This is a genomic window from Sulfitobacter sediminivivens (assembly GCF_042611115.2).
Lineage (GTDB): Bacteria > Pseudomonadota > Alphaproteobacteria > Rhodobacterales > Rhodobacteraceae > Sulfitobacter > Sulfitobacter sediminivivens.
Genome location: NZ_JBHGAR020000016.1, coordinates 1 through 23,953, shown reverse-complemented (window position 1 = coordinate 23,953; position 23,953 = coordinate 1). Strand labels below are relative to the sequence as shown.

Below are 23,953 nucleotides of genomic sequence, written 5' to 3'. Positions count from 1 at the left end.
TTACGCGGCCTTTTGCCCACCGGGCTTGCCGCCACCGCCGCCACCCCGACGGCGGCTGCGCGCCCCGTTCGGCTTGCCAGCAGCGCCGCCGCCGCCACCACCATCCGGACGACCACCGCCACCCGGACGACCACCGCGCCCGCGACCACGGCCCTTGGGCTTGTCGGGGATTTCCATCGCCTCCCACGCGCGGCCAGAGGCCACGGGGATCGCAATGCCCATTGTCTTTTGGATCGCCTTCAATTCGCCCATTTCATCGGGCGCACAAAATGCAATCGCTGCCCCATCCTTGCCCGCCCGCGCGGTGCGGCCAATGCGGTGGACGTAATTTTCAGGCACATTCGGCAGATCGTAATTATAGACGTGTTTCACATCCGGGATATCAAGCCCCCGTGCCGCCACATCCGTGGCCACCAGAACCGTCACATTCCCGGACTTGAACCCGGCAATGGCGCGGTCCCGCTGGCCCTGGCTTTTGTTGCCGTGAATCGACGCCGCATCAAAGCCCGCCTTGACCAGCGTTTTCATCAGCTTTTCAGAGCCGTGTTTGGTGCGGCCAAACACCAGCGCCCGTTCGCCACGGTGCTTGCCCAACAGCTCCTTGAGCAGTTCGGTCTTTTCCGCCTTGGCGATAAAGTGCACCTCTTGCGTCACCTTGTCCGCCGCCTTGCCCGGAGGGGAGACTTCAATGCGGATCGGGCTGTTGAGATAGGTGTTGGCAATCTCGTTCATCAGCTTGGGCATCGTCGCAGAGAACAGCATGGTCTGGCGGTTCTTGGGGATGACAGACGCGATCTTGCGCAGGTCATGGATGAAACCCATGTCGAGCATCTGATCAGCCTCGTCGAGAACCAGAAATGTCGCTTCGTCAAGACGCACGGCGCGGCGGTCCATCAGGTCCAGCAATCGGCCCGGTGTCGCGACCAAGAGGTCCACACCGCCGCCCAATCGCTTGATCTGCGTATTGATCGACTGTCCACCTACGACCATCGCAACCTGCAGCGATGATCCTTTGGCATAGTCGCGCAGGTTCACGGAAATCTGGGTGGCCAGTTCGCGGGTCGGGGCCAGAACCAATCCACGCACACAGCGCGGGTTCGGGCGGCCTTCCATGGCCATCATCTGGGCCACCAGTGGCACACCAAAGGCCGCCGTCTTACCGGTTCCGGTTTGGGCCAGACCCATTACATCACGGCCATTCATGCCGTGCGGGATCGCCTGTTTCTGGATCGGTGTCGGGTCTTTGAGACCCATATCATGCAGCCGTTGCACCAGTTTTCTGGGCAGGCCCATCATGTCAAAATCGCTCATATTCATTCTTTCTGGACGCACACAAAAGCGACGCCCTGTCGGTGCGCAGCACCCCGCCCTCAAAGGTGTCGGGTGTGCCACGTGGGTCACGCAAAACAGATCGCAGGCAGCGGCCAAATGCCGGACACCTGTCTGATCGCGTTTTGGCCCCACGCGTGATTTTGGGAACATCGGCGCGCCTTAAAACCCGGAAAATACGTGAATCATTGATCCAGAACCGGCACTGCTCACGCGGCAGAAGGCATCGCTTGATCCCCACATGGCCCTCTCGCCGCGATAAGTCAACCTTTGCGGCAAAAGCATGTGGTAGCGCGGCGCAAATGCCGCTACACAATGGGCCGATTACCGCAAAGGCCGAAACGCATGTCAAAATCCATCATCAAACGCTGCGAGGCCATGGGCCTGCGCATGACCGGTCAGCGCCGGATCATCGCACAGGTCATCGAGGATGCCGATGATCACCCCGATGTAGAGGAGCTGTTCACCCGCGCCTCGGCTCTGGATGCTGCGATTTCAATCGCGACGGTCTATCGCACGGTAAAGTTGTTTGAAGAGGCCGGCATCCTCGACAAGCTTGAGTTTGGTGACGGCCGGGCCCGGTATGAAGACGCAGAGCGCGATCACCACGACCATCTGATCGACATGCATTCGGGCGAAGTGATCGAATTTGTCGACGCCGATATTGAGGCGTTGCAGGAACGTATCGCGCAAAAACTGGGCTATGAGCTGCGCGGTCATCGGCTTGAATTATACGGCGTGCCGATCAGGAAGTAAGCCATTGCACGACTTTGAGAAACACAGATACCTGAGGAATACATAATGCCAGACCGTGACCGCCCATTGCTTGCCGTTCTGATTGACGCCGACAATGTACGCGCACGCGATGCGGCCAAGATCATGCGCGAAATCGCTTCTATTGGCGAACCTGCGCTGCGGCGTGTCTATGGTGATTGGTCCAGCGAACAACTAAAAGGCTGGCGAGACCCGATACATGCACTTGGTCTGGTTGCCCATCAGGAAACTGCCAATTCGAGAGGCAAGAACGCAACTGACATCGGCCTCGTTATTCATGCGATGGACATCCTGCACTCAGGCAAATTTGACGCTTTTGTCATCGTGTCGTCCGACAGCGATTTCACAGCACTAGTAAACCGATTGCGTGAGGACGGGCTTACTGTAATTGGCATTGGCGAGGAAAAGACCAACCCGGCCCTGCGAAACGTCTATAACCGTTTCATTCTGGTCGAAAACCTCAAAGACGAAGAAGACAGCAACGAAGCCGCTGCCAAGCCCAAACCGAAAGCCGACATGAATCATGCGTATCAGTTGATCCGGACCGCAATTGAGCGTTGTGATACAGAAGACGACTGGGTAGCGCTTAGCCCAGTGGGTAAGAACCTGATGGCAGCACACCCTGACTTTGACACCCGCAGCTATGGATTTGCCAAGCTCAGCAGTCTGATCAAAGCGTTGCCAAAGCTGGAGTTTGCCAACATAGATAACCGCCCTATGGTGCGGCCAAAGACCTAACGCCGCCCCAACATCCACGGCAACAGCACGCTGAGCACCAGCAGCCGGGCAATGTGACAGGCGGCGACAAATCCCGGGATGACCCCCAGAACAGCGCCCATCGCGATCATCGTCTCTAATCCGCCGGGGGCGAAAGCAACCAAAACATGCGCAAGTGGCATGTTCAGAGCCCAGGCAACCGGCAAGGCCCCCAAGCCCGCCAGCCCCACAGCAACCAGCGTGATTGCGACACCCGCACCCAGGCCACCAGCAAAACGCGCTGGCGTGACCCCGCTGAACCGGGTCCCGATCAAAGATCCCAGAACCAGATAGGCAGGCAGGATAATCCACTGGGGCATGACACCCGGCGCAAGGTCTGTCAGATGCCCGATGGCAGACACAACCATCGCGCCCAAAAGCAGCGGTGCCGGCACGGACACGCGTTGAAACAGCAGCCCAACCATGATCGCCAGCACAATCATGATGAACAATTGAACGAGCGCGACAGGCTCCCCCTGAGGGGCAATGTTGCCTGACAACTCCACCCCCATCGCGACAGCCACAAAGGGCACGACAAGCGTCAGTGCCAGCAACCTGACCGATTGGGTGATTGAAATGCGCGCTACGTCCGATCCGGTGTTACTGGCCATCGCAATCACAAAGCTCAGATGCCCGGGCGCAGACGCCAAAAGCGCCGAACGCGCATCAAACCCAAAAAACCGCACCAGCATCGCGCGGCAAATGACCATGATCAGCCAAATGATCACGGCCATAAACATGAATGCCAACGGCCAGCGCAGCATCGCGTCCAGGGCATCGGTGTCAAAGCCGGCCCCCACAGCAAGCCCGATCACCACAAAGCAGGCATCGCGCAGCCGTGAATCGATGATCGTGGGCAATCCTGCAAGACTGGAAAGACTGACCGCAACAACCGGCCCCAGCAACATGTAAACTGGCACCGACAACGCCCAAGCCAGTGCTGCCCCCACAGCCCCAACGCAGATTGTCAGCAAAGAATCGCGGAGCGACAGGGATAGGTTCGGCCATCTCATACGCCGTTGCTATCACTCGATTAGATGCTCTGCCAGCGCCCCTTGCCCTTGCCGTGCAAAACCGTCATGGCCGTCCTATTCAATTATCAAGAGCGCAGGATCATGGACAATATACGCGGCGCTGTTCTGATGGTCCTGGCAATGGCCGGTTTCGCGCTTGAGGACATGTTCATCAAATTGCTGGCGGACGCTGTGTCGGTCGGGCAGATCCTGACCATGCTGGGCATCGGCGGCTCGCTGGTTTTTGGCGCAGTTGTCGTTGCCAGAGGCGAAGCATTGTTTGCCCGCACCATGTTGTCCTATCCGATCGTTTTGCGAGGATTGGGTGATCTGATTGGCGCGTTGGCATTTGTTTCGGCCATCGTGCTAACCCCCCTTTCTAGCGCCTCCGCGATCTTGCAGGCAACGCCGCTGGCCGTCACTTTGGGTGCCGCGGTATTTCTGGGCGAACCTGTTGGCTGGCGCCGGTGGAGCGCAATTTCCGTGGGCCTGATCGGCGTCTTGCTGATCATTCGGCCCGGCCTGGACAGCTTTGAGGCTCTGTCGCTTTTGGCGGTGCTGGCGGTCTTTGCCCTTGCCCTGCGCGATCTGGCCACACGAAGGACGCCCGAGTCCATCACCACAATGCAGCTAAGCTTTCTGGGCTTTGTTGTGATCATACCTGCAGGCATCTTGCTGATGGTTTTCACCGGGTCACAGGTTGTGGCATTGAACGGCACCGAATGGATTTACATCAGTTCTGCCTTGGGCATCGGGCTTTTTGCCTATTACGCCATCGTTGCGGCGATGCGGGTGGGCGATGTGGGGTTTGTCACACCGTTTCGCTATGTGCGGCTGGTGATCGCCCTGGTGATCGGGGTGTCGGTGTTTGGTGAATCCCCGGATGCGTTGACGCTGATCGGGGCCGCAATCATTGTCGCATCGGGCATTTACACCATTCTGCGCGAGCGCAAGGTCCGGGCGAGCACCTGACTCGCCTTTTCAACCTGCGCCGTCCACGTTAAAAGCGCAGAAATCATTCAGCCCGAAGGACAGCCCTCATGAGCACAATCATCGACATTCACGCCCGCGAAATTCTTGACAGCCGGGGCAATCCGACGGTCGAAGTCGACGTGATCCTCGAAGACGGCACCATGGGCCGGGCCGCCGTGCCATCAGGGGCCTCAACCGGCGCATATGAAGCGGTCGAGCGCCGCGACGGGGACAAAGCACGCTACATGGGCAAAGGCGTGCTTGAGGCCTGTGCATCTGTGAACGGTGAGATCGCCGAGGCACTTGTGGGCATCGACGCCACCGAACAGGTCGAAATCGACGAGATCATGATCGAACTTGACGGCACTGACAACAAATCCCGTCTTGGGGCCAACGCCATTCTGGGCGTATCGCTTGCTGCGGCCAAAGCGGCGGCAGATTACTGCACCCAGCCCCTTTATCGCTATGTCGGCGGCACGTCTGCACGTGTTCTACCCGTTCCAATGATGAACATTATCAATGGCGGTGAACATGCCGACAACCCGATCGACATTCAGGAGTTCATGATTATGCCCGTGGCCGCGGAAAACATCCGCGAAGCCGTACGCATGGGGGCCGAAGTCTTTCACACGTTGAAAAAGGAACTCTCTGCAGCGGGTCTGTCCACGGGCATCGGCGATGAGGGTGGCTTTGCCCCCAATATCTCATCCACCCGCGATGCCTTGGATTTTGTGCTGAAATCCATTGAAAAAGCAGGCTACAAACCCGGCGAAGATATGTATCTGGCGATGGATTGTGCCGCTACGGAATACTACAAGAACGGTCGCTACGAGCTTGCTGGCGAAGGAAAATCCCTGAGCAGCGAAGAAAATGTCGACTATCTAGCCGCACTGGTCGCCGATTACCCGATCATCTCAATCGAAGACGGGATGTCCGAGGATGACTGGGACGGCTGGAAGGCGTTGACGGACAAATTGGGTGGTAAAATCCAACTGGTCGGTGATGATCTGTTTGTCACCAACCCTGATCGCCTCGCCATGGGCATCGAACGCGGCAGCGCCAATTCGATGCTGGTAAAAGTCAACCAAATCGGCAGCTTGACGGAGACACTTAAAGCGGTGGACATGGCACATCGGGCGGGCTTTACCAATGTAATGTCGCACCGTTCAGGCGAAACAGAGGATGCCACGATTGCCGATCTGGCGGTCGCAACAAACTGCGGGCAGATCAAGACCGGTTCGCTTGCGCGGTCAGACCGGCTGGCAAAATACAATCAGTTGATCCGGATCGAGGAAATGCTCGGCGAAACGGCGGAATACGCCGGCCGTTCGATCCTGCGTGGCTGAACAAGTTACCATTCGCCCCGCGACCACCGCTGCCGATCTGGCAGCGGTGCGTAGCCTGTGCTGGGACTACCGGGACTATTTGTTGTCCATGCAGGGCGTAAGCGAAGAAGTTACCGATGCCTTTCGCCCTGCCTCAAAATACGAGGCGTTGATGGAAAACCTGCCGATCCTGCACGCCCGCCCCAAGGGTATCATCATGCTTGCGACCGATCCTGCAGGTACGCCAATAGCATGCGGCATGAGCCACCCACTGGATGGACAAACATCTGAAATAAAACGTGTTTTTGTAGCTGATGCAGCCCGTGGACAAAATGTTGCGCACCAGCTTTGCACTTCATTGATTGCCCAAGCACATAAGGACGGGTTTTCCCGCGTCGTATTGGACACCCATAGATTACTTCACGCCGCGCAACGCTTGTATGAAAAGCTGGGGTTCAGTCGCCGAGGCCCTTACCAGCCGATGCCAGACAATGTCCTGCCTGAATTGGTGTTTTTTGAAAAACATCTTGCGCCTGCCATAGCACCGAAATGACCCCAGACCAAATCATCGCCCACCTCAACCTCGCGCCGCACCCCGAAGGCGGCCATTTTCGCCAGACCTGGGTGGCCGAAAACGCGGGCCGCCCGACCGGCACCTGCATCTATTTCCTGCTTAAAGCGGGCGAGCACAGCCATTGGCACCGCGTCGATGCCACCGAGATATGGCTCTATCACGCAGGCGCACCGCTGGTCTTGTCACTGGCTGAAACCGATGCAGGCCCTGCCACCGATCACCTGCTGACTCCCGATCTGTCGCAAGGCGCACCCCAGATCATCGTGCCGGAAAACCATTGGCAGGCCGCGCGCAGCACCGGTGATTACACGCTGGTCAGCTGCACCGTATCACCCGGCTTTACCTTTGACGGCTTCACCCTCGCGCCCGCTGAAATGGACATACCCAGATGAAAAACCGCATGATCCTTTATGTCGGCATTGCCCTGATCGTTGGGCTTTATACCTATGGTCGCAATTCCAGAACCGAAATTCTGTTGCCTGCGACAGTCGTGAACATCGACAGTCAGATTGCGGAAAAAGGCGGCGACACCTGGCACCTCACTGTGGCGATTGATGCCACAGAGGTCGTGCTGGAACCGCGCCTGTCGCGCCCTGATGTGTCCGAAGGCGACCGCATCTGCGTCACCGAAGTTGTCCGTGAAGGCCAGCCATCGGAATATCTCTGGGCACCAAATGCCACCTGTTAAGGGTCCGATTTAACGGCCTGACGGCACGCTGACGGTCCCGCCGCCAACAGCCGCCCGCACCCCAGTGGTGCCGGGGCACGATGTCGGCAATCCACGCGCCACGCGCACCGCAAGATAGGCAAAGGCCTGTGCCTCCAACATATCACCATTGAGCCCGATGTCCTCGACCGGGACCACCGGACAATCAAGGCTCACGGTCAGCATCTGCATCAACACCGGGTTCATCCGCCCGCCGCCTGTGACCAACACGCGCGTCGGCGGGCGTGGGCAATGTTGCATCGCCTCGGCCACCCCGGCGGCACACATGGCGGTCAGCGTTGCCGCCGCATCGGCATCTGACAATTCGCCCACAAGCGCCACCATTTCGGCAAAATCATTGCGGTCCAGTGACTTGGGCGGGACACGGGCAAAGTAGGGCTCTGCCAGAAACAGTTCAAGCGCGCCCTGTTCGACCTGCCCTTTGGCAGCCAGCCTGCCCCCTTCGTCAAAAGGTTTCCCACGCCGCAGCTGCATCAGATCATTCAGCGGGGCATTCGCAGGCCCCGTGTCAAAGGCCAAAAGCGCGCCCATATCCTCGGGACGCGAACAAGACGGGTCCACCCAGGTCAGATTGCCAACCCCGCCGAGGTTCAGAAAAACCACCGGATCTGTCAGACCGGCAAACCGCGCACAGGCATGGTGAAAAAACGGCGCAAGCGGTGCCCCTTCCCCGCCAAACTCAACATCGGCACTGCGAAAATCCCAGACCACCGGCACACCCAGAACATCGGCCAAGGCCGCACCATCACCGACCTGCAATGTGCCTTGCGCCCGCGGGGCGTGGGTTAGCGTCTGACCATGAAACCCAATCAGATCCACAATATTGATCTCAGACAGCACCTCAATATGAGCGGCCTCAACGATCCCGGCGGCGGCCTGCACCTGAGGTCCTGACCATTTGCCAAACCCGGCGGCAATCACGTCGCGTTCCTGACCGGTATAGGCGCGATAAGCGACCTCTCCAAAGCTCTCAATATCATGTCCATCCGTGCGCAAGACGGCGGCGTCCACACCGTCCAGCGAGGTCCCCGACATCGCGCCCAGTGCGGTCACCACACCTGTCTTGCTTATGGCCTTGTTCATGGCGTTACTCGGGGCCTTTCCCTTTGACTGCTCTGGCCCTATAGATGCCCCGCAACAGACGCCGAGGGCAAGCGCCATGACATACCATCCCAAATCGGAATTCATTCGCATCATGACGGAACGCGGGTTTCTAGCGGATTGCACCGATTATCAGGGGCTGGACGAGGCGCTTTTGCAGGGCGGCCAACCGGGATACATCGGTTTTGATGCTACCGCGAAATCCCTTCATGTCGGATCGCTCATTCAGATCATGATGTTGCGCTGGCTGCAAAAGACCGGTGGCAAACCGATCACCCTGATGGGCGGCGGCACAACCAAGGTCGGTGATCCGTCGTTTCGCGCCGACGAACGCCCGCTGATGGGCCCCGAGCAGATCGACGCCAACATCGCGGGCATCAAAAAGGTGTTCTCGGCCTACCTAACCTATGGCGACGGCCCCTCTGACGCGATGATGATCAACAATGCCGAATGGCTCGATGATCTGAACTACCTCGATTTTTTGCGCGACATCGGGCGGCATTTCTCGATCAACCGGATGTTGTCGTTTGAGAGCGTCAAATCCCGGCTGGACCGCGAACAATCGCTGTCGTTCCTCGAATTTAACTACATGATCCTGCAAGCTTATGATTTCATGGAGCTGCACCGCCGCTATGGCTGCATCCTGCAAATGGGGGGCAGCGACCAATGGGGCAATATCGTCAATGGTATCGACCTGACACGCCGGGTGATTGACGGCGAAGTGTACGGGCTGACGTCACACCTGTTGACGACCTCGGACGGCAAAAAGATGGGAAAATCGCAATCAGGCGCGATCTGGTTGAACGCCGAAATGTTGTCGCCCTACGAGTTCTGGCAGTTCTGGCGCAACACCACCGATGCAGATGTGGGGCGTTTTCTCAAGCTTTATACCGAACTGCCCGTCGATGAATGCGATCGCCTGGGCGCGCTGGAAGGATCCGAGATCAATGAGGCCAAAGTGCGTTTGGCCAATGAAGTCACGACCCTGTTGCACGGGCCTGATGCGGCTGCGGCAGCCGAGGCCACCGCGCGCGAGGTCTTTGAAAAAGGCGGCATCGGCGACGATTTGCCAACCCTGACGTTGTCGGCAGCGGATGTGGGGGATGGCATTTCCATTGTTCAACTGATCGTCAAGTCCGGCCTTGCCGGGTCGGGCAAAGAAGCCAAGCGGCTGATTTCCGAAAACGGTGCGCGGCTGAATGATGAACCGCTGAACGATGCGGGCATGATGATTGATGCGGGCGCATTGGCCACGCCGATAAAGCTGAGTGCGGGCAAGAAACGTCATGCGCTGGTGCAATTGGGCTAAAGACGCGGGCGGACGCGCCTCGCCTGCCGTCCCAGCAGCCCGTACTTAACCCTTTCTTTAGCATATTGGGCGCACCCTTGCGGCCATGTTTGATGCCGGCCCCGCCCAAGATACACCGCTAATGCAGGACCCGGCCTTTGCTGCTGCTTTGCGCAGGTGTGGGAAAAACCCCATTGTCCTGAAATCTGGTCTGATGCTGCTGCATCGTCGCGTGCTGGGCACTCCGATCACGATGCTGCCCCGTGCGGTGCCGCCTGATGATCTTGACGATCAGTTACAAGCCCATAACCTTCACCGAACGCCGGTGATCCTCTCGCCCGACAGGCCCTGCACCCTGCCCCGTGCTCTGCGCCTGCGCGGACCGCAGTATTTGGCACAGTTGCGCTTGCATCCGGATGCGGATGCGGCCCGCGCAGCGCTCCATCCCAAATGGCGCAATCAGCTTGGGCGTGCCGAGGCCGCAGGATTGCGCGTCTCGCATCGGCCCATGTCACCCAAATCAACGCACCCGCTGTTACAATTGGAAACCGCCCAAGCCCGCGCGCGCCGCTATGCGAACTGGCCCGCCGTTTTGACGGCTGCATTTGCGGCAGTGGCCCCGGACCAGACCCGCCTTTTTGTGGTGCACCAAATGGGTGGCGTTGTGGCCCATATGCTGTTTTTGCGCCACGGCGCGCGTGCGACCTATCACATCGGGCACATCACTGCGGTGGGCAAAGCATGCTACGCCCACAATCTTCTGTTGTGGCAGGCATCGCTGTGGCTCGCCGCACAGGGGCATAGCACCCTTGATCTGGGATTGATTGATCCGCGTACACCCGGCCTCAACCGTTTCAAATTGCGCACCGGGGCTGAGAGCATTCAGACCGGCGGCACATGGCTGCGCTGGCGTCCACTTGCGCGGGGCGACGACCCGTGATTATCTGAACATACGTTCAAATCAGGGAGGCACCTATGAAACTCAGTACGTCATCAGCCATCATCACCGGCGGAGCCTCTGGATTGGGCGAAGCCACAGCGCGTCATTTTGCGGATAAAGGTGCACAGGTGACGATATTGGACCGCGATGCAGAGCGCGGACCGAACGTGGCCAAAGAAATTGGCGGGCATTTTATCCAGACAGACGTCACAGATGAGGCATCTGTACAAGCAGCTATTGCGTTTGCCCTTGAAAAGATGGAGAAAATCACTGCAACCGTAAATTGCGCGGGGATCGCCTATGGCATCAAAACCATTGGTCGCGATGGCCCGCACCCGCTTGATGCTTTTCAGCGCACCATTGATATCAACCTTGTCGGCAGCTTTAACGTGGCGCGGCTTGGGGCCGAGGCGATGGTAAAGAACGATCCTGAACCCGATGGCGCGCGCGGCGTGGTCATCAACACCGCATCAATTGCGGCCTTTGACGGTCAAAAGGGACAGGCCGCCTATGCCGCGTCCAAGGGTGGCGTTGTCGGCATGACCCTGCCAATGGCCCGCGATCTGGCCAAGGATGGCATCCGCGTGATGACCATCGCACCGGGCATTTTCATGACGCCGATGCTGGCCGGACTGCCCGATGAGGTTCAGGCATCGCTAGCCGCCGATGTGCCAAATCCGGCCCGGTTGGGCGATCCGTCAGAGTATGCTCGTCTGGCCGGCTTTATCGTTGAATTGGGATATCTGAACGGCGAGGTCATCCGCATTGACGGCGCGCTGCGCATGCGCTGAAGGTGGCGGCAATGTCAGCAACCGAATATGATAAAATGCTGGCGGGCCAATGGTATAGCTGCATCGACGATAAGCTGGAAGCGCTGCGGATGAGGGCGCGACACGCGGTGTTCGCGCATAATTCGATGTCCCCCGATGAGCGTCAGCAGTTGAGCACGCCCTTGGCAGACCTTTTTGCACAACATGGCAAGAACTGCATGATCGAGGTGCCATTCCACTGTTCCTATGGCTTCAACATCAACCTTGGCGACGCCGTTTATCTCAACGCAGGGTGTATTATTCTTGATTCTGCCCCGGTTCTGATCGGCAGTGGCACAATGATCGGACCCGGTGCGCAGATCCTTTGCGCCCAGCACCACAAGGATCGCGACAAGCGAAAAGCAGGCATTGAAATCGCCAAACCCGTGACGCTTGGGGTCGATGTCTGGATCGGTGCGGGTGCAATCATCATGCCGGGGGTGCGCATCGGCGACGGCGCAATTGTCGGCGCGGGTGCCGTTGTGACGGGTGATGTGGCTCCTGGGCAAAGCGTTGTTGGCGTGCCTGCCCGGGGGATGTGATCACCCGACCTAGGTGCCGGCTTTTTCTTCAAGAAGCAGCCATTCCTCTTCATACAGACCCAGTTTTTTCTGCCTTTCGACAAGGGCTTGCGTGGCTTTGTTAAACTTGACAGGCTGTTGCGTGAACAGATCGGGATCAGCCAATAACCCTTCGAGCTTGGCAATCTCCGCCTCCAGCCGCGCGATCTCATCGGGCAGTGACTCAAGCCTGTGCTTTTCGGTGAAGCTCAGCCCCGATTTAGCCTGTTTATCCTGCTTGGCTTTAGCGGGCTGCGCTTTGGATTTGATCACACTTTCCGAAAAGTCATCCTGCCCCCGTTGCGACAGATAGTCGGTCCATCCGCCCGCATAAATCGTGGCCTTGCCATCGCCTTCCATCGCGATTGTGGTCGCGGCAACCCGGTCCAGAAAGTCGCGGTCGTGGCTTACCAAAATGACAGTACCGTCGTAATTGCCCAGCAGTTCTTGCAAAAGATCCAATGTTTCCACATCCAGATCATTGGTGGGTTCATCGAGAACCAACAGATTGCTCTGCCGTGCCATGATCTTGGCTAACAGCAGCCGCGCTTTTTCGCCCCCCGACAAAGACCGGACCGGCGCACGTGCCTGTGCTTCGTCAAACAGGAATTCTTTGAGGTATCCAACCACATGCTTGGGATTGCCCCGCACCAGCACCTGATCTGCCTTGCCAGACACCCGCATGTCGGGATCACCTGTCAGGCTTTCCCAAAGCGTCATCTCGCCATCCAGCTGTGCACGCGCCTGATCAAACAGTGCAATTTCCAGATTGGTGCCAAGCGACACAATGCCGCTGTCAGGCTCTTCGCGGCCAATCAGCATATTCAGAAGTGTGGTTTTGCCAACGCCATTTGGCCCCACCAAGGCAATGCGATCGCCACGCTGCACCTTGAGGGAAAAATCGCTCAGAATCGTGGTGTCGCCGAAGCTTTTGCTGATGTTATCAGCCTCGATCACCTTGCGCCCTGACTTAGGTCCGGCATCCAGTGCCATCGCGGCGGTGCCTTGGCGGGTGATCTGGGCAGAGCGTTCTGCACGCAGTTCCTGCAACGCGCGCACCCGGCCCTGGTTGCGCTTGCGGCGCGCTGAGATGCCTTCAACGGCCCACCGCGCCTCGGACTTGATCTTGCGGTTCAGCTTGTGCCGCTGCATGTCCTCTTCGTCCCAGACCTGATCGCGCCATGCCTCGAACCCAGCGAAACCGGTTTCTTGCCGCCGCACCTTTCCTCTATCAATCCAAAGCGTTGCGCGGGTAAGTTCACGCAAAAATGCACGGTCGTGGCTGATAATCACAAAGGCTGTGCGGGTCTGCTTCAGCTCAGCCTCAAGCCACCGGATCGCTTCGATATCCAAATGGTTCGTCGGCTCATCAAGCAGCATCAATTCAGGTTCTTCGGCCATCAGCCGCGCCAATGCTGCGCGCCGCCGTTCGCCGCCACTGGCGGTGGCCACAGGGCGTGTTGGATCGAACTTGAGCCCCTCGCCCGCGCGTTCAACCTTGTACATCTCGCCGGGATCCAGCCCGTGCGCCGCAAAATCGCCCAGCGTGTCAAACCCGGCCAGATCGGGATCTTGTTCCATGTACCCGACGGACACACCGGGGCCTGCGATAACATCGCCCTTGTCCGCCTCAACAAGGCCCGCCATCACCTTCATTAGTGTTGATTTACCTGACCCGTTGCGCCCGACCAGGGCCACCCGGTCACCCGGCTGAATGACCAGCGACAGGTCGTCAAAAACAGGATCGCCGCCAAAAGTCAGCGATATTTCATTGAGTTGTAATAGAGGTGCACGTGCCATGACCGCCAGCTATCTGCGCCTATCTCGGAGGTCAATGTCCCCTGACCCCTGTGACGCACAAATTCCTGCTAGACCAACGCGCGCAGTATCCGTTTTCGGGGTGCCGGGATCGACCCGATTTCAAGCCCCGTGAACACATGCAAAGTGTTCATCTGATGATCGATCACCGCATGGTCACTGACCCAGCCGCCCATCAAAAGATATGTTCGCAAAAGCGGTGGCAAGCCCAACATCGCCTTTTTCGCATCAGGCTTTTGGCTGATCTGGGCCGCAAAGCGAAACACATCTGGTGCCTTGATCCCGGGTCGCCAGCATTCGGGGCCCAGATGGCGCGCCTTGAGCATCGCGAAAGCATCCAGATAGGCATTGGGGTCAACGCCGGCAAAGGATGAACACCCAAACAGCATCCGAACGTCATTGGAATCAACCACATCGGTCATCTCGGCCCATGCCACCCGCAAAATATCAGGATCACACCAATCGGGGTGTACACAAAAACGGCCCATTTCCATCATCAGACCTTTGTAACGCTGCAAGGCGCTCAACTCATAAAATTGCGCGGCGTAACTGCTTGCGAGGTCACGACCGTTGACCGCATAGAGCCGAAAACAGCACACCAACGTGTTGCTCGCCACTTCTTTTATCAGAATATGAGTGCTGATGGCATCAAAAGCATCACAATCATGGGGCTGCTGGCACCCAAAGCAGCGCGCGCGCAATTTCTGGGCGGCTGCAACGTCACGCGGCGTTTTGGCTTGATAGGCGCTGAATTTACCTTTGGTCAGCGTCTTGATCTGCGCGGTCAACGGAGCGGCCATGCGCCAGACACCCTATGGCCGATCCCGCAGGACCGCACAAACTGCCTTAACTGCCGAAGGCAGGACTGAACCGGCCAATGTTGCCCAAAAGCTGACGCAACAGCGATTGATCTCTGACCGACGACGATGTCACACGCCGTGACAATGGCACAACCCGACCACGTTCCAGACCAAAGCGTTCAACATTTGTCACGACACCATTGTCGGAAAAGCTGATCGCGACCACCTGTCGGTCGATTTCTTTGGGGGCCAATGGACCGATCACCCGTTGCCTCATCTTGACGTAATAAAAGCCGCTGTTGCTTAGAACCCCGGCGGAAGTTGGCACGCCAACTTTTTCTGTGACACTCTCGCGGGTGTCTGTGCCAACCTGAATTTGGTCCAACTCCTCTTGGGGTGGGATATAACCATGGTTTTCAAATTGCGGGCTACAGGCGGCAAGCGCCAGCACTGCGGCAAATGTCGTGGCTCTAAATGCCCTAACACGGGTCTGACTTTTGATGCGCATATGGTCTGGCCCTTGCCCTTGGAAGTTTTGGCTTTTATTCCGCATACACCAATGCCCCCCCCGGTATCAAGAAACTAGGTTCAAGAAACGAAAGGTGACATCCCATGTCGCGCACTCCGCCAAGCCCCACAGCCCTGCGTGTGGCTGACCTGTCACACAATGTAGATAATACATTTGAGCTGCGCCCCGACGCCGCCACGACAAAAGCGCTTGCAGAAATGCTGGACGTGTCCGCCCTGCGCAAGCTCAGCTTTGTCGGGCGCATCATTTCTATGGGCAGCACCGATTGGCAGCTTGAGGGCCGCCTTGGTGCCACTGTGGTACAGCCTTGTGTGGTGACCTTGGACCCTGTGACCACCCGGATTGAGACAAAGGTGGCGCGCCGGTTCATCCATGATTTCGGCGATCCTGATGAACCTGAGGCCGAAATGCCAGAAGATGAAACCGCTGAACCCCTTGGCCCGTGGATTGATCCGGCCATCGCAATGCAAGAGGCACTGGCACTGGCGATCCCTGACTATCCGCGTAAGGACGACGCCGAACTAGGCCAGATGGTTTATACCAAGCCCGGCGAGGCCCCGATGACAGACGAAGACGCCCGTCCCTTTGCCGGTTTGGCCGACCTCAAGGATCAAATGAAAAAGGGCGGTCACTAGCCAAGCGGCAATTCATCACCGGCAGCCGCGAAATACCTGCTTGCATCATGCCGCGTTCCCAGTATTTTGCCGCCCTTACCCCAATTAAGGTTGGACATTGCGAGGCCTTGCGCCTAAAGCGACGACACGCCCGAATGGGACCCAGATTGAAACATGGTTGTTACATGGCTTGGCCCATGTCCTGACCCCAAAGACAAAGGCACCAGACATGGCTGTCCAGCAGAATAAAGTTTCCAAGTCGCGTCGCAATAACCGTCGTGCGCATGATTCGCTCTCAGCAGCGAATCCAAACGAATGTACAAACTGTGGTGAGCTGAAACGCCCGCATCACATTTGTCCGTCTTGCGGTCATTATGCCGACGCGGAAATCGTCGCATTGACCGAAGAGATCGACTTGGAAGACGACGCAGCATAAGCTGAGTTCACTATCGCTCCAGATCACAAGAGGTTTTCGCAACAGATGACGGCCCCGACCGATCACAGCTCCGCGAATGCCAAGCCTGCACGTTCAGGTCGCACCCTCATTTCGGTTGACGCGATGGGGGGCGATCAAGGTGCGGCTGCCGTTGTTGCCGGATGCGCTTTGTCCGCATCGGCCAATTCCGATATCGCATTTATCCTGCACGGTGACGAAAAGCTGCTGACCCCGCTTGTGGCCAAACGCCGCGAACTGGCGGGACGCTGTGAAATTCGCCATACGACAGACGTTGTCACCATGGACGACAAGCCCAGCCAGGTGTTGCGCACTGGCAAAGACACGTCGATGTGGTCGGCCATTGAATCGGTGCGTACAGGCGATGCGGCGGTTGCCGTTTCATGTGGCAACACCGGTGCATTGATGGCCGTCTCGATGATCCGCCTCAAAAAACTGCCCGGTGTGAATCGCCCCGCGATTGCCGTGCTTTACCCCTCTTCTAACCCTCAGGGTTTCAACGTGATGCTGGATGTGGGCGCTGATATCCGGGCGGATGCGGATGACCTTATGCGCTTTGCCCTGATGGGCATGTCCTATGCCCGCAACGGGATGAACATGGAACGCCCCCGGGTGGGTCTCTTGAACGTCGGCACCGAAGAACACAAAGGCCGCAGCGAATTGAAAGAAGCCTATGACTTGATTCGCGACCAATCCGAGATTGCAGGCTATGAATTTGTCGGTTTTGTCGAAGGCGGCGATATTTCGGGCCACCGCGCAGACGTCATCGTCACCGATGGTTTCACTGGTAACGTGGCAATCAAAACCGGCGAAGGCACGGCAAGCATGATCGGTGCCCGGTTGCGCGAGGCGTTCAGATACTCGCCCCTTTCACGGCTGGCGTCGCTGCTGGCCTACACATCGCTGATGCGGCTGCGCAAAGCGATTGATCCGCGCCGCGTGAACGGCGGTGTGTTTCTGGGGCTGAATGGCACGGTGGTGAAATCACACGGTTCTGCGGACGCCACCGGCGTTTCTGCGGCGATCAAACTGGCCGCACAGCTGTCAGCAAACAGATTTAATGACAAACTGGCCGCCCGAGTCGCTGCTGCTTTGCCGGTTGAGGAAACGGAAGAATGACCCAGCGCGCTGTTGTCATTGGCTGCGGCCATTACTTGCCATCGCGCGTGGTCGAAAACGCCGAATTTGAGAAAACGCTTGATACAGATGACGCATGGATCAAATCCCGCAGCGGAATTGAGCGGCGTCATTTTGCGGCTGAAGGTGAAACCACATCCTCTATGGCCACCGCCGCGGCACAGGCGGCCCTGAAAGACGCGGGCCTGACCGCTGACGATGTCGATGCGATCATTTTGGCGACGTCCACACCTGATCTGACCTTCCCCTCAGCGGCGACAATGGTACAGGCGCAATTGGGCATGACAAAGGGCTTTGCCTTTGATGTTCAGGCCGTTTGCGCCGGTTTCATCTATGCTTTGTCAAACGCCAATGCGCTGATCGCGTCTGGTCAAGCACGTCGCGTGCTGGTCATTGGTGCCGAAACATTCAGCCGGATCATGGACTGGACGGACCGATCCACCTGCGTGCTGTTTGGTGATGGTGCGGGTGCGATACTGCTTGAGGCGCAGACGGGCACCGGTGCACCCACGGACCGGGGGATTCTGGCGACCGACCTGAATTCGGACGGGCGTTACCGCGATCTGCTTTATGTTGATGGCGGTGTCAGCACCGGCACGACCGGATACCTGCGCATGCAGGGCAACCAGGTGTTCCGTCATGCGGTTGAAAAACTGGCATCGACCGCGACCACCGCGATGGAACGCGCTGGCGTCAATGCTGATGACGTCGACTGGATTGTCCCCCATCAGGCCAACATCCGCATCATTCAGGGCACTGCCAAGAAACTGAACCTGCCGATGGAACAGGTTGTGGTCACGGTGCAGGATCATGGCAACACGTCTGCGGCGTCAATTCCACTGGCGATGTCCGTGGGTCGCGCCCGCGGTCAGATCAAAGATGGCGATCTTATCGTCACCGAGGCCATTGGCGGCGGGCTGGCCTGGGGTGCGGTTGTACTGCGCTGGTAAATACTTACAACCACACGTTAATAATTGGCAGAAACAAGCCCGTCCAAGTCATTGATATTGACTCCTAAATTCCGCAGGGCCTAAGGTAGCCAAAACCACGGGGGACGTAATGGCGAATAAAACTTTGACGCGGATGGATCTTAGCGAAGCTGTATTCAGCGAGGTTGGTCTGTCGCGCAATGAAAGCGCACAGCTGGTAGAAGCCGTGCTGGATCATATGTCGGATGCGCTGGTCGCTGGCGAACAGGTCAAAATATCATCCTTTGGCACGTTTTCCGTGCGTGACAAAACGGCACGCGTGGGCCGTAATCCGAAGACTGGCGAAGAAGTCCCGATCAACCCGCGCCGCGTGCTGACGTTCCGGCCATCACACCTGATGAAGGACCGCGTTGCAGACGGGAACAAGTCCTGATCCATGGCCAAATCCCCAGACGCCTTTCGCACCATTTCTGAGGTCGCTGAGTGGCTGGGCATTCAGGCCCATGTGCTGCGCTTTTGGGAAAGCAAATTTACCCAGGTAAAACCGATCAAACGGGCCGGCGGGCGTCGGTACTATCGCCCGTCGGACATGTTGTTGTTGGGTGGCATCAAGCAACTGCTGCATGAGGACGGGCTGACCATCAAAGGCGTGCAGAAAATTCTGCGCGAAGAAGGGATGAGCCATGTCGCTGGCATGTCCGCCCCCCTTGATGATCTGACCCTTTCACAGCTTGGAGAAGACAAGCCGAAAACGCCTCCGCACACCGCAGTAAAAACGCCGGAAGACGAAAAAGGTGTCGTACTCAGTTTTGACGGTGGCACTGAATCCAAATCAGATAAGAACGTCTTGCAAGACGTTGAAATAATGCAAGAGCTCACAAAGATACCCGACGCCGAAATGGCCGATGATGAATCAGAGGTCGCGGTGGATGCAGCACCGGATGACAGCGCGGAACCTCAGCAACCACAAGTCCAGGAAAATGAGATCGAGGCATCTGAGCCAGCACAAGAGAGCGCAGAAGAACCGCCGTTATTGGAGCCTGAAGAGGCGACAGACCCCGAACCGCTGGATGCCACACCCGAGGATGAACCCGCGCTAGAAGACGCAAGTGAACCTGCCTCCGTTGACGCATTGCCGGCCTTCCTGCGGCATCCACTGACCGATCAGGACGGGCAGGATGAAAAGCCTGTCGTCGCCGCGCAACCGGACGCAGAACCGCAAGTCGAAACGCCCAGGAAACCACGTGTCATTGACCTGCCAGCATTCGCAACAGAGGCTGATTTTGACGCAGTCCCTGCGGCGCTCACTGCGGCATTCAGAGCCCGTGAGATCGCACCGGAGAATCGCAAAAAAGCCAGTACATTGCTGCGCCAGCTCACCGCACTGCGTGATTCGATGGCGACACGGCCCAGACCTTCCCCGCCGCCATCAAACCAAGACTGACCTCGGCAATGTCACATCTGGCAATTCCCTCTTGCGTGCGGGGCAAGATCGGTTATGTACCGCCCCAAGTCGGGCTATGGCGCAGCCTGGTAGCGCGTCCGTCTGGGGGACGGAAGGTCGCAGGTTCGAGTCCTGCTAGCCCGACCAATCATCAACAATACGCCCGCTTCCCTGGGATGCGGGCGTTTGTCATTGCGAAAGGCCCCACCAGATGACCACCCCGGTGCATGGCGTTATTCCAAACCAAGATATCTCAGCGATGATCAGGGACGGTGCAATTCTCGCCGATCCTGCGGTGATCCCTGCGCAAATCCAGCCTGCCAGCCTAGATTTGCGACTGGGTACAAAAGCCTACCGCGTGCGTGCCTCTTTTCTGGCAGGCAAAGACGCCAAGGTTGCGGACCGTCTGGCCGAGTTTGAGATGCATCAGGTCGACCTGACCAATGGTGCGGTGCTTGAAAAGGGCTGTGTGTATGTGGTGCCCTTGATGGAGAATCTCGCCCTGCCCGTAGACCTGTCTGCGGTGGCCAATGCCAAAAGCTCAACCGGTCGTCTGGACCTGCTGACACGCACGATCACCGATGGCGGCACAGAATTTGACCGTGTCGCACCGGGATATCACGGGCCGCTCTATGCCGAGATTTGCCCACGGTCTTTTTCGGTGCTGGTACGTCCGGGGATGCGGCTGAACCAGATCCGGTTTGGCCGGGGGGATGCGACGCTGAACGATGATGACCTGCGCGCATTGCATGCACAGACGCCACTGGTCAATGGTGACGCCGTGATTGATGATGGACTGGGGTTCTCAGTGGACCTGAAGCTGCCGGATACCACGCTTGTTGGATACCGAGCCAAGCCCCATACCGGCGTCATAGACCTTGATAACATTGGATATTATGATCCTGCTGAGTATTGGGAAGAGGTCCACACCAGCAATGGCCAGATCATTCTTGACCCCGGCGCGTTCTATATCCTGGTGAGCCGCGAGGCCGTCACCATCCCACCAGAATACGCAGCTGAAATGGCCCCATATCTGGCGATGGTCGGGGAATTCCGGGTGCACTACGCGGGCTTTTTTGATCCCGGTTTTGGCTTTGCTGACGCAGGTGGTGCCGGCTCACGAGGTGTGCTTGAGGTCCGATGCCATGAGGCCCCGTTTGTGCTTGAACACGGTCAGGTCGTCGGGCGGCTGGTCTATGAGCGCATGGCACACGTCCCGACGCAAATCTACGGCGCAGGCATCGCGTCAAATTATCAGGGTCAGGGCCTGAAGCTCAGCAAACATTTCAAAACGGTTGCAGCTTAGAACTTCATGATCCGGCGCATGGCCTTCATCGATTGTTTTGCATTGCCTGTATTCAGATGCCGCTGCTGGCGGGCCTGACGGCGGGCCTGACGTTCTTCGCGGGTCAATTGCGGCTGAGCAGGGTTGCCATAGTCGTCAATCTCGCCTTGCGGCTGCTGGCGGCGCTTGCCAATCTTGCCCGCCTGATCAAATCCGGCGTTCACACCGCGTCTGACCAATTGATTCATCACCTGACGGATAATCATGTTAATAATCTGGTTCATTGCCCGTTTCCCTTTTTGCCTCAGCGCGCAATATAGCATGGAATAAGGCGATTTTCAGGCCACCATCTGATTAATCTTCAAAAAGCTCGCTTTGACCTTCTGTGCTTTCTTCCTCATCGCTGTCGCTTTCCCCCATGATCGGCAAGGTGCCCGGCGGCGGTCGGTTCTCAAGCAGCCCGGCAGAACGCAATTCCTTGAGCCCCGGCAGGTCGCGGGCATTTTCAAGGCCAAAGTGATCAAGAAAACCTTGTGTCACGACGAAAGTCACAGGCCGCCCCGGAGTCATTTTGCGCCGTCCAAAGCGGATCCATTCCAGTTCCAGCAGCTGGTCCACCGTACCCCGCGACACCGAAACCCCGCGAATTTCCTCAATCTCGGCGCGGGTCACGGGCTGATGATAGGCAATGATTGCGAGCGTTTCGATCGCGGCACGGCTCAGCTTGCGCACCTCAACCGTTTCCTTTTGCATCAGGAACCCCAGATCAGAGGCCGTTCGAATGGCGTAAGCATCGCCGATCTTTGCCACCTGCACACCGCGGCCGTCATAGCGTTTGCGCAGATGCACCATCGCTTCGGCCGCGTCACAGCCATGCGGCATCCGCCCCTCAAGTTCTTTGAGGGTGATCGGTTCTGACGTTGCAAAAAGCACCGCCTCCAACATGCGCTCCTGCTCGGCAATTGGCGGGGCCTCAAACAGGCTTTCTTCTTTTTCTTCAAACTCTTCCGACACGCACCTAATCCTTTTTGCGCAACTGGATCGGGGCGAACAACGCGCTCTGCCTGATCTCAACTTGGCCTTCTTTTACCAGCTCCAGTGACGCCGCAAAGGTCGACGCTGTGGCGGACCTGCGCCGCATCGGGTCGGCCTCCCAGCCTTCGGGCAGAAAGCTCATCAGGTCCCCCCAGTCGCCTGCATACCCGATCAATCCACGCAACCGGTCCAGTGCCTGTTCCATGGTGAAAACGGAGTCCCGATCCATGACAAAGGGGCGAAAATCATCACGGGTACGGATGCGCGCGTAACCTTGCATCAGATCCAGCAGGGTCGCGGTATATGTCACACGGCGGGTCCGGGTTACCTCGTGGGTTTGGCCACGGGCAAAGAAATCACGCCCCAGCTGGTCGCGGGCCATCAGTCGGGCGGCGGCGTCGCGCATCGCCTGCAATCTCTCCAGTTGGAACGCCAGATGTGCGGCCAGTTCTTCACCAGATGGGCCATCTTCGGTCGGGTCGGGCGGCAGCAACAAGCGGGATTTCAGGAACGCCAGCCATGCGGCCATCACCAGATAGTCCGCGGCCAGTTCAAGCCGCAGCGCTTTGGCTTTCTCCACAAAGGACAGATATTGCCGCGCCAATTGCAAAACGGATATCTTGCGAAGATCGACCTTTTGGGTGCGGCTGAGCGTCAGGAGCAAATCAAGCGGCCCCTCGAACCCATCCACATCGACGATCAACGCCTCGGCGGCCATCCGCTCTGCGACAGATACGGGGTCTTCTTCAAATGTGGTTTCAGCCATGTCCAGCCCCGCCCAAAAGCGCCTCAAGCTGGGCGTCCAAGGCGGAAATGTCAACATCATCGGGGGCTTTGCGCATCGACAATGCACGCCGGGCGCGGGTCATTGCAGCAGGCGTCATTTCACCTGCGGCCTCAACGACGCGACGGCGGTCTTCCAAATGGGCATTGCAGTACAAAACAACGTCACAGCCCGCCTCGATCGCCGCCTTTGCATTTTCCGCTGGCGTGCCACTAAGCGCCTTCATCGAGATGTCATCGGTCATGATCAGGTTGTCAAAGCCAATGTCCTCGCGGATCAATTGCATCATGGCAGCCGACAGCGTCGCAGGGCGCGGGTCAATCGCGTCAAAGACCAGATGCGCTGTCATGCCCATTGGCAGGTCATTCAAGGCCCTGAAAGGGGCAAAATCGAGCGCATCAAGATCGGAGCGTGCGGCATCGACGCAGGGAAGGTCAAAATGGCTGTCCATTGTGGAACGGCCATGACCGGGGATATGCTTGACCACAGGCAAGACACCGCCAGCCAACAGAGCGTTCGCCACGGCGCGCCCAATGTTTCCAACCCGCGCCGGATCGCTGCCATAGCAACGGTTGCGCAAAAATTCATGGGTTGCGTGGCCGGCGACATCAACCATTGGCGCACAATTGCTGTCGATGCCAACGCCTCTCAGCTCGTGGGCGATAATCCGATATTTCAGATACATCGCCTCTTCGGCGCGCTCGCCCGCAATCGCCACAAAATCAAGCGGCGGCAGCCATTCACGCCAGTGGGGCGCGCGCATCCGCTGGACGCGGCCGCCCTCCTGATCAATGGTGATCACTGCATCATGGCCCACCGCTTCGCGCATTTCGTCGCACAGCGCGCGAACCTGATCTGGAGTTTCGATGTTGCGGGCGAACAGAATGAAACCGAAAGGATTGGCATCACGAAAGAACGCTTTTTCATCTGCCGTCAGACGCTGGCCTGTTGCATCA

At 58.0% G+C, this 23,953-nt stretch carries 27 protein-coding genes, 1 tRNA gene and 1 pseudogene; 19 read left to right on the top strand and 10 right to left on the bottom strand.

The features are described from left to right. Positions 1-1,311 (bottom strand): DEAD/DEAH box helicase, encoded by a 1,311-nt coding sequence (locus ACEWL3_RS15330; protein WP_386180280.1) that lies wholly within the window; start codon positions 1,309-1,311, stop codon positions 1-3. A 363-nt stretch (positions 1,312-1,674) separates the two neighbouring features. On the opposite strand from ACEWL3_RS15330, the gene ACEWL3_RS15325 reads away from it, so the two are divergent. Together ACEWL3_RS15325 and ACEWL3_RS15320 are read left to right on the top strand one after the other, a co-directional pair. Continuing rightward, a complete protein-coding gene (locus ACEWL3_RS15325) occupies positions 1,675-2,085 on the top strand; it encodes a Fur family transcriptional regulator (RefSeq protein WP_386180277.1) in 411 nt (136 codons plus the stop codon). A gap of 45 nt (positions 2,086-2,130) precedes the next feature. Further along, the gene (locus ACEWL3_RS15320) at positions 2,131-2,841 is read left to right on the top strand and encodes an NYN domain-containing protein (RefSeq protein WP_386180274.1); all 711 of its coding nucleotides are present in this window, start codon (positions 2,131-2,133) and stop codon (positions 2,839-2,841) included. Here ACEWL3_RS15320 and ACEWL3_RS15315 read toward each other — a convergent pair. After that, positions 2,838-3,872 (bottom strand): AbrB family transcriptional regulator, encoded by a 1,035-nt coding sequence (locus tag ACEWL3_RS15315; protein ID WP_386180271.1) that lies wholly within the window; start codon positions 3,870-3,872, stop codon positions 2,838-2,840. The two genes, ACEWL3_RS15320 and ACEWL3_RS15315, sit on opposite strands and share 4 nt — an antisense overlap. 102 nt (positions 3,873-3,974) lie before the next feature. On the opposite strand from ACEWL3_RS15315, the gene ACEWL3_RS15310 reads away from it, so the two are divergent. The 5 genes from ACEWL3_RS15310 (at position 3,975) to ACEWL3_RS15290 (ending at position 7,431) form a co-directional block, all read left to right on the top strand. Next, on the top strand, positions 3,975-4,844 hold the full coding sequence (locus ACEWL3_RS15310; RefSeq protein WP_386180268.1) for a DMT family transporter: 870 nt from the start codon (positions 3,975-3,977) through the stop codon (positions 4,842-4,844). A 68-nt stretch (positions 4,845-4,912) separates the two neighbouring features. After that, entirely contained in the window at positions 4,913-6,190 is a 1,278-nt protein-coding gene (gene eno, locus ACEWL3_RS15305; protein ID WP_386180266.1) for a phosphopyruvate hydratase, read from the top strand. Then, positions 6,183-6,722, top strand: a complete 540-nt coding sequence (locus tag ACEWL3_RS15300) for a GNAT family N-acetyltransferase (protein WP_386180263.1) — start codon at positions 6,183-6,185, stop codon at positions 6,720-6,722. Before eno ends, ACEWL3_RS15300 begins: the two co-directional genes overlap by 8 nt. Then, complete coding sequence (locus ACEWL3_RS15295; protein ID WP_386180260.1) at positions 6,719-7,135, top strand: cupin domain-containing protein; 417 nt, start codon at positions 6,719-6,721, stop codon at positions 7,133-7,135. Before ACEWL3_RS15300 ends, ACEWL3_RS15295 begins: the two co-directional genes overlap by 4 nt. Beyond that, positions 7,132-7,431: a hypothetical protein gene (locus ACEWL3_RS15290; RefSeq protein WP_386180257.1), complete on the top strand. Its 300-nt coding sequence runs from the start codon at positions 7,132-7,134 to the stop codon at positions 7,429-7,431. The genes ACEWL3_RS15295 and ACEWL3_RS15290 overlap by 4 nt, the downstream gene beginning before the upstream one ends. A 9-nt stretch (positions 7,432-7,440) precedes the next feature. Here the strand turns inward: ACEWL3_RS15290 and ACEWL3_RS15285 are convergent, their stop codons facing one another. Further along, the gene (locus ACEWL3_RS15285) at positions 7,441-8,553 is read right to left on the bottom strand and encodes an anhydro-N-acetylmuramic acid kinase (protein WP_386180254.1); all 1,113 of its coding nucleotides are present in this window, start codon (positions 8,551-8,553) and stop codon (positions 7,441-7,443) included. A 76-nt stretch (positions 8,554-8,629) separates the two neighbouring features. Between ACEWL3_RS15285 and tyrS the strand changes: the two genes are divergently transcribed. From tyrS to ACEWL3_RS15265, 4 genes are all read left to right on the top strand, one after another. Further along, a complete protein-coding gene (gene tyrS, locus ACEWL3_RS15280; RefSeq protein ID WP_386180251.1) occupies positions 8,630-9,880 on the top strand; it encodes a tyrosine--tRNA ligase in 1,251 nt (416 codons plus the stop codon). Positions 9,881-9,965: 85 nt separating this feature from the next. Continuing rightward, positions 9,966-10,799 (top strand): GNAT family N-acetyltransferase, encoded by an 834-nt coding sequence (locus tag ACEWL3_RS15275; protein WP_386180248.1) that lies wholly within the window; start codon positions 9,966-9,968, stop codon positions 10,797-10,799. A gap of 35 nt (positions 10,800-10,834) precedes the next feature. Beyond that, positions 10,835-11,590: a 3-hydroxyacyl-CoA dehydrogenase gene (locus ACEWL3_RS15270; protein WP_386180245.1), complete on the top strand. Its 756-nt coding sequence runs from the start codon at positions 10,835-10,837 to the stop codon at positions 11,588-11,590. A gap of 11 nt (positions 11,591-11,601) precedes the next feature. Continuing rightward, entirely contained in the window at positions 11,602-12,150 is a 549-nt protein-coding gene (locus ACEWL3_RS15265) for a sugar O-acetyltransferase (RefSeq protein WP_386180242.1), read from the top strand. A gap of 9 nt (positions 12,151-12,159) precedes the next feature. On the opposite strand, the gene ACEWL3_RS15260 is transcribed toward ACEWL3_RS15265, so the two are convergent. The 3 genes from ACEWL3_RS15260 to ACEWL3_RS15250 form a co-directional block, all read right to left on the bottom strand. After that, the gene (locus tag ACEWL3_RS15260; RefSeq protein WP_386180240.1) at positions 12,160-13,968 is read right to left on the bottom strand and encodes an ABC-F family ATP-binding cassette domain-containing protein; all 1,809 of its coding nucleotides are present in this window, start codon (positions 13,966-13,968) and stop codon (positions 12,160-12,162) included. 68 nt (positions 13,969-14,036) lie between these two features. Beyond that, the gene (locus ACEWL3_RS15255) at positions 14,037-14,786 is read right to left on the bottom strand and encodes a GNAT family N-acetyltransferase (protein ID WP_386180237.1); all 750 of its coding nucleotides are present in this window, start codon (positions 14,784-14,786) and stop codon (positions 14,037-14,039) included. Positions 14,787-14,832: 46 nt separating this feature from the next. Beyond that, a complete protein-coding gene (locus tag ACEWL3_RS15250) occupies positions 14,833-15,294 on the bottom strand; it encodes an outer membrane protein assembly factor BamE (RefSeq protein WP_386180234.1) in 462 nt (153 codons plus the stop codon). Between the two features lie 104 nt (positions 15,295-15,398). Between ACEWL3_RS15250 and ACEWL3_RS15245 the strand changes: the two genes are divergently transcribed. From ACEWL3_RS15245 to ACEWL3_RS15210, 8 genes and pseudogenes are all read left to right on the top strand, one after another. Then, entirely contained in the window at positions 15,399-15,950 is a 552-nt protein-coding gene (locus ACEWL3_RS15245) for a YceD family protein (protein WP_386180231.1), read from the top strand. 208 nt (positions 15,951-16,158) lie between these two features. After that, positions 16,159-16,365: a 50S ribosomal protein L32 gene (gene rpmF, locus ACEWL3_RS15240; RefSeq protein WP_114880545.1), complete on the top strand. Its 207-nt coding sequence runs from the start codon at positions 16,159-16,161 to the stop codon at positions 16,363-16,365. Between the two features lie 45 nt (positions 16,366-16,410). Then, a complete protein-coding gene (plsX, locus tag ACEWL3_RS15235) occupies positions 16,411-17,502 on the top strand; it encodes a phosphate acyltransferase PlsX (RefSeq protein WP_386180228.1) in 1,092 nt (363 codons plus the stop codon). Next, positions 17,499-18,470, top strand: coding sequence for a beta-ketoacyl-ACP synthase III (locus tag ACEWL3_RS15230; RefSeq protein ID WP_386180225.1), 972 nt, complete (start codon positions 17,499-17,501; stop codon positions 18,468-18,470). Before plsX ends, ACEWL3_RS15230 begins: the two co-directional genes overlap by 4 nt. A gap of 100 nt (positions 18,471-18,570) precedes the next feature. Further along, a pseudogene (gene ihfA, locus ACEWL3_RS15225) lies at positions 18,571-18,882 on the top strand (integration host factor subunit alpha); the annotation flags it as partial. A 3-nt stretch (positions 18,883-18,885) separates the two neighbouring features. Further along, on the top strand, positions 18,886-19,893 hold the full coding sequence (locus ACEWL3_RS15220; protein ID WP_386180222.1) for a MerR family transcriptional regulator: 1,008 nt from the start codon (positions 18,886-18,888) through the stop codon (positions 19,891-19,893). A 70-nt stretch (positions 19,894-19,963) separates the two neighbouring features. Then, positions 19,964-20,040: transfer RNA gene (locus ACEWL3_RS15215), tRNA-Pro, on the top strand. A 64-nt stretch (positions 20,041-20,104) separates the two neighbouring features. Next, positions 20,105-21,199, top strand: coding sequence for a 2'-deoxycytidine 5'-triphosphate deaminase (locus ACEWL3_RS15210; protein ID WP_386180219.1), 1,095 nt, complete (start codon positions 20,105-20,107; stop codon positions 21,197-21,199). Here the strand turns inward: ACEWL3_RS15210 and ACEWL3_RS15205 are convergent. From ACEWL3_RS15205 to nagZ, 4 genes are all read right to left on the bottom strand, one after another. Then, positions 21,196-21,462, bottom strand: a complete 267-nt coding sequence (locus tag ACEWL3_RS15205; RefSeq protein ID WP_386180216.1) for a hypothetical protein — start codon at positions 21,460-21,462, stop codon at positions 21,196-21,198. The genes ACEWL3_RS15210 and ACEWL3_RS15205 overlap by 4 nt on opposite strands. Positions 21,463-21,532: 70 nt before the next feature. Next, positions 21,533-22,192 carry an SMC-Scp complex subunit ScpB gene (gene scpB / locus ACEWL3_RS15200; RefSeq protein WP_386180213.1) on the bottom strand — a complete coding sequence of 220 codons (660 nt, stop codon included), beginning with the start codon at positions 22,190-22,192 and terminating at the stop codon, positions 21,533-21,535. A gap of 4 nt (positions 22,193-22,196) precedes the next feature. After that, positions 22,197-22,979 carry a segregation and condensation protein A gene (locus tag ACEWL3_RS15195; RefSeq protein ID WP_114878914.1) on the bottom strand — a complete coding sequence of 261 codons (783 nt, stop codon included), beginning with the start codon at positions 22,977-22,979 and terminating at the stop codon, positions 22,197-22,199. Beyond that, on the bottom strand, positions 22,972-23,953 hold a 982-nt coding region (gene nagZ / locus ACEWL3_RS15190; RefSeq protein WP_435001104.1), incomplete at its 5' end, for a beta-N-acetylhexosaminidase. The genes nagZ and ACEWL3_RS15195, both read right to left, overlap by 8 nt.

Coding starts and splice junctions, on each gene's coding strand:
- ACEWL3_RS15195 (WP_114878914.1), bottom strand. CDS start 22,979: ATGGCTGAAACCACATTTGAAGAAGACCCCGTATCTGTCGCAGAGCGG.
- eno (WP_386180266.1), top strand. CDS start 4,913: ATGAGCACAATCATCGACATTCACGCCCGCGAAATTCTTGACAGCCGG.
- rpmF (WP_114880545.1), top strand. CDS start 16,159: ATGGCTGTCCAGCAGAATAAAGTTTCCAAGTCGCGTCGCAATAACCGT.
- ACEWL3_RS15205 (WP_386180216.1), bottom strand. CDS start 21,462: ATGAACCAGATTATTAACATGATTATCCGTCAGGTGATGAATCAATTG.
- ACEWL3_RS15245 (WP_386180231.1), top strand. CDS start 15,399: ATGTCGCGCACTCCGCCAAGCCCCACAGCCCTGCGTGTGGCTGACCTG.
- ACEWL3_RS15250 (WP_386180234.1), bottom strand. CDS start 15,294: ATGCGCATCAAAAGTCAGACCCGTGTTAGGGCATTTAGAGCCACGACA.
- tyrS (WP_386180251.1), top strand. CDS start 8,630: ATGACATACCATCCCAAATCGGAATTCATTCGCATCATGACGGAACGC.
- ACEWL3_RS15295 (WP_386180260.1), top strand. CDS start 6,719: ATGACCCCAGACCAAATCATCGCCCACCTCAACCTCGCGCCGCACCCC.
- ACEWL3_RS15330 (WP_386180280.1), bottom strand. CDS start 1,311: ATGAGCGATTTTGACATGATGGGCCTGCCCAGAAAACTGGTGCAACGG.
- ACEWL3_RS15260 (WP_386180240.1), bottom strand. CDS start 13,968: ATGGCACGTGCACCTCTATTACAACTCAATGAAATATCGCTGACTTTT.
- plsX (WP_386180228.1), top strand. CDS start 16,411: ATGACGGCCCCGACCGATCACAGCTCCGCGAATGCCAAGCCTGCACGT.
- ACEWL3_RS15315 (WP_386180271.1), bottom strand. CDS start 3,872: ATGAGATGGCCGAACCTATCCCTGTCGCTCCGCGATTCTTTGCTGACA.
- ACEWL3_RS15290 (WP_386180257.1), top strand. CDS start 7,132: ATGAAAAACCGCATGATCCTTTATGTCGGCATTGCCCTGATCGTTGGG.
- ACEWL3_RS15320 (WP_386180274.1), top strand. CDS start 2,131: ATGCCAGACCGTGACCGCCCATTGCTTGCCGTTCTGATTGACGCCGAC.
- ACEWL3_RS15325 (WP_386180277.1), top strand. CDS start 1,675: ATGTCAAAATCCATCATCAAACGCTGCGAGGCCATGGGCCTGCGCATG.
- ACEWL3_RS15220 (WP_386180222.1), top strand. CDS start 18,886: ATGGCCAAATCCCCAGACGCCTTTCGCACCATTTCTGAGGTCGCTGAG.
- ACEWL3_RS15255 (WP_386180237.1), bottom strand. CDS start 14,786: ATGGCCGCTCCGTTGACCGCGCAGATCAAGACGCTGACCAAAGGTAAA.
- ACEWL3_RS15230 (WP_386180225.1), top strand. CDS start 17,499: ATGACCCAGCGCGCTGTTGTCATTGGCTGCGGCCATTACTTGCCATCG.
- ACEWL3_RS15275 (WP_386180248.1), top strand. CDS start 9,966: ATGTTTGATGCCGGCCCCGCCCAAGATACACCGCTAATGCAGGACCCG.
- ACEWL3_RS15270 (WP_386180245.1), top strand. CDS start 10,835: ATGAAACTCAGTACGTCATCAGCCATCATCACCGGCGGAGCCTCTGGA.
- ACEWL3_RS15285 (WP_386180254.1), bottom strand. CDS start 8,553: ATGAACAAGGCCATAAGCAAGACAGGTGTGGTGACCGCACTGGGCGCG.
- ACEWL3_RS15210 (WP_386180219.1), top strand. CDS start 20,105: ATGACCACCCCGGTGCATGGCGTTATTCCAAACCAAGATATCTCAGCG.
- ACEWL3_RS15265 (WP_386180242.1), top strand. CDS start 11,602: ATGTCAGCAACCGAATATGATAAAATGCTGGCGGGCCAATGGTATAGC.
- ACEWL3_RS15310 (WP_386180268.1), top strand. CDS start 3,975: ATGGACAATATACGCGGCGCTGTTCTGATGGTCCTGGCAATGGCCGGT.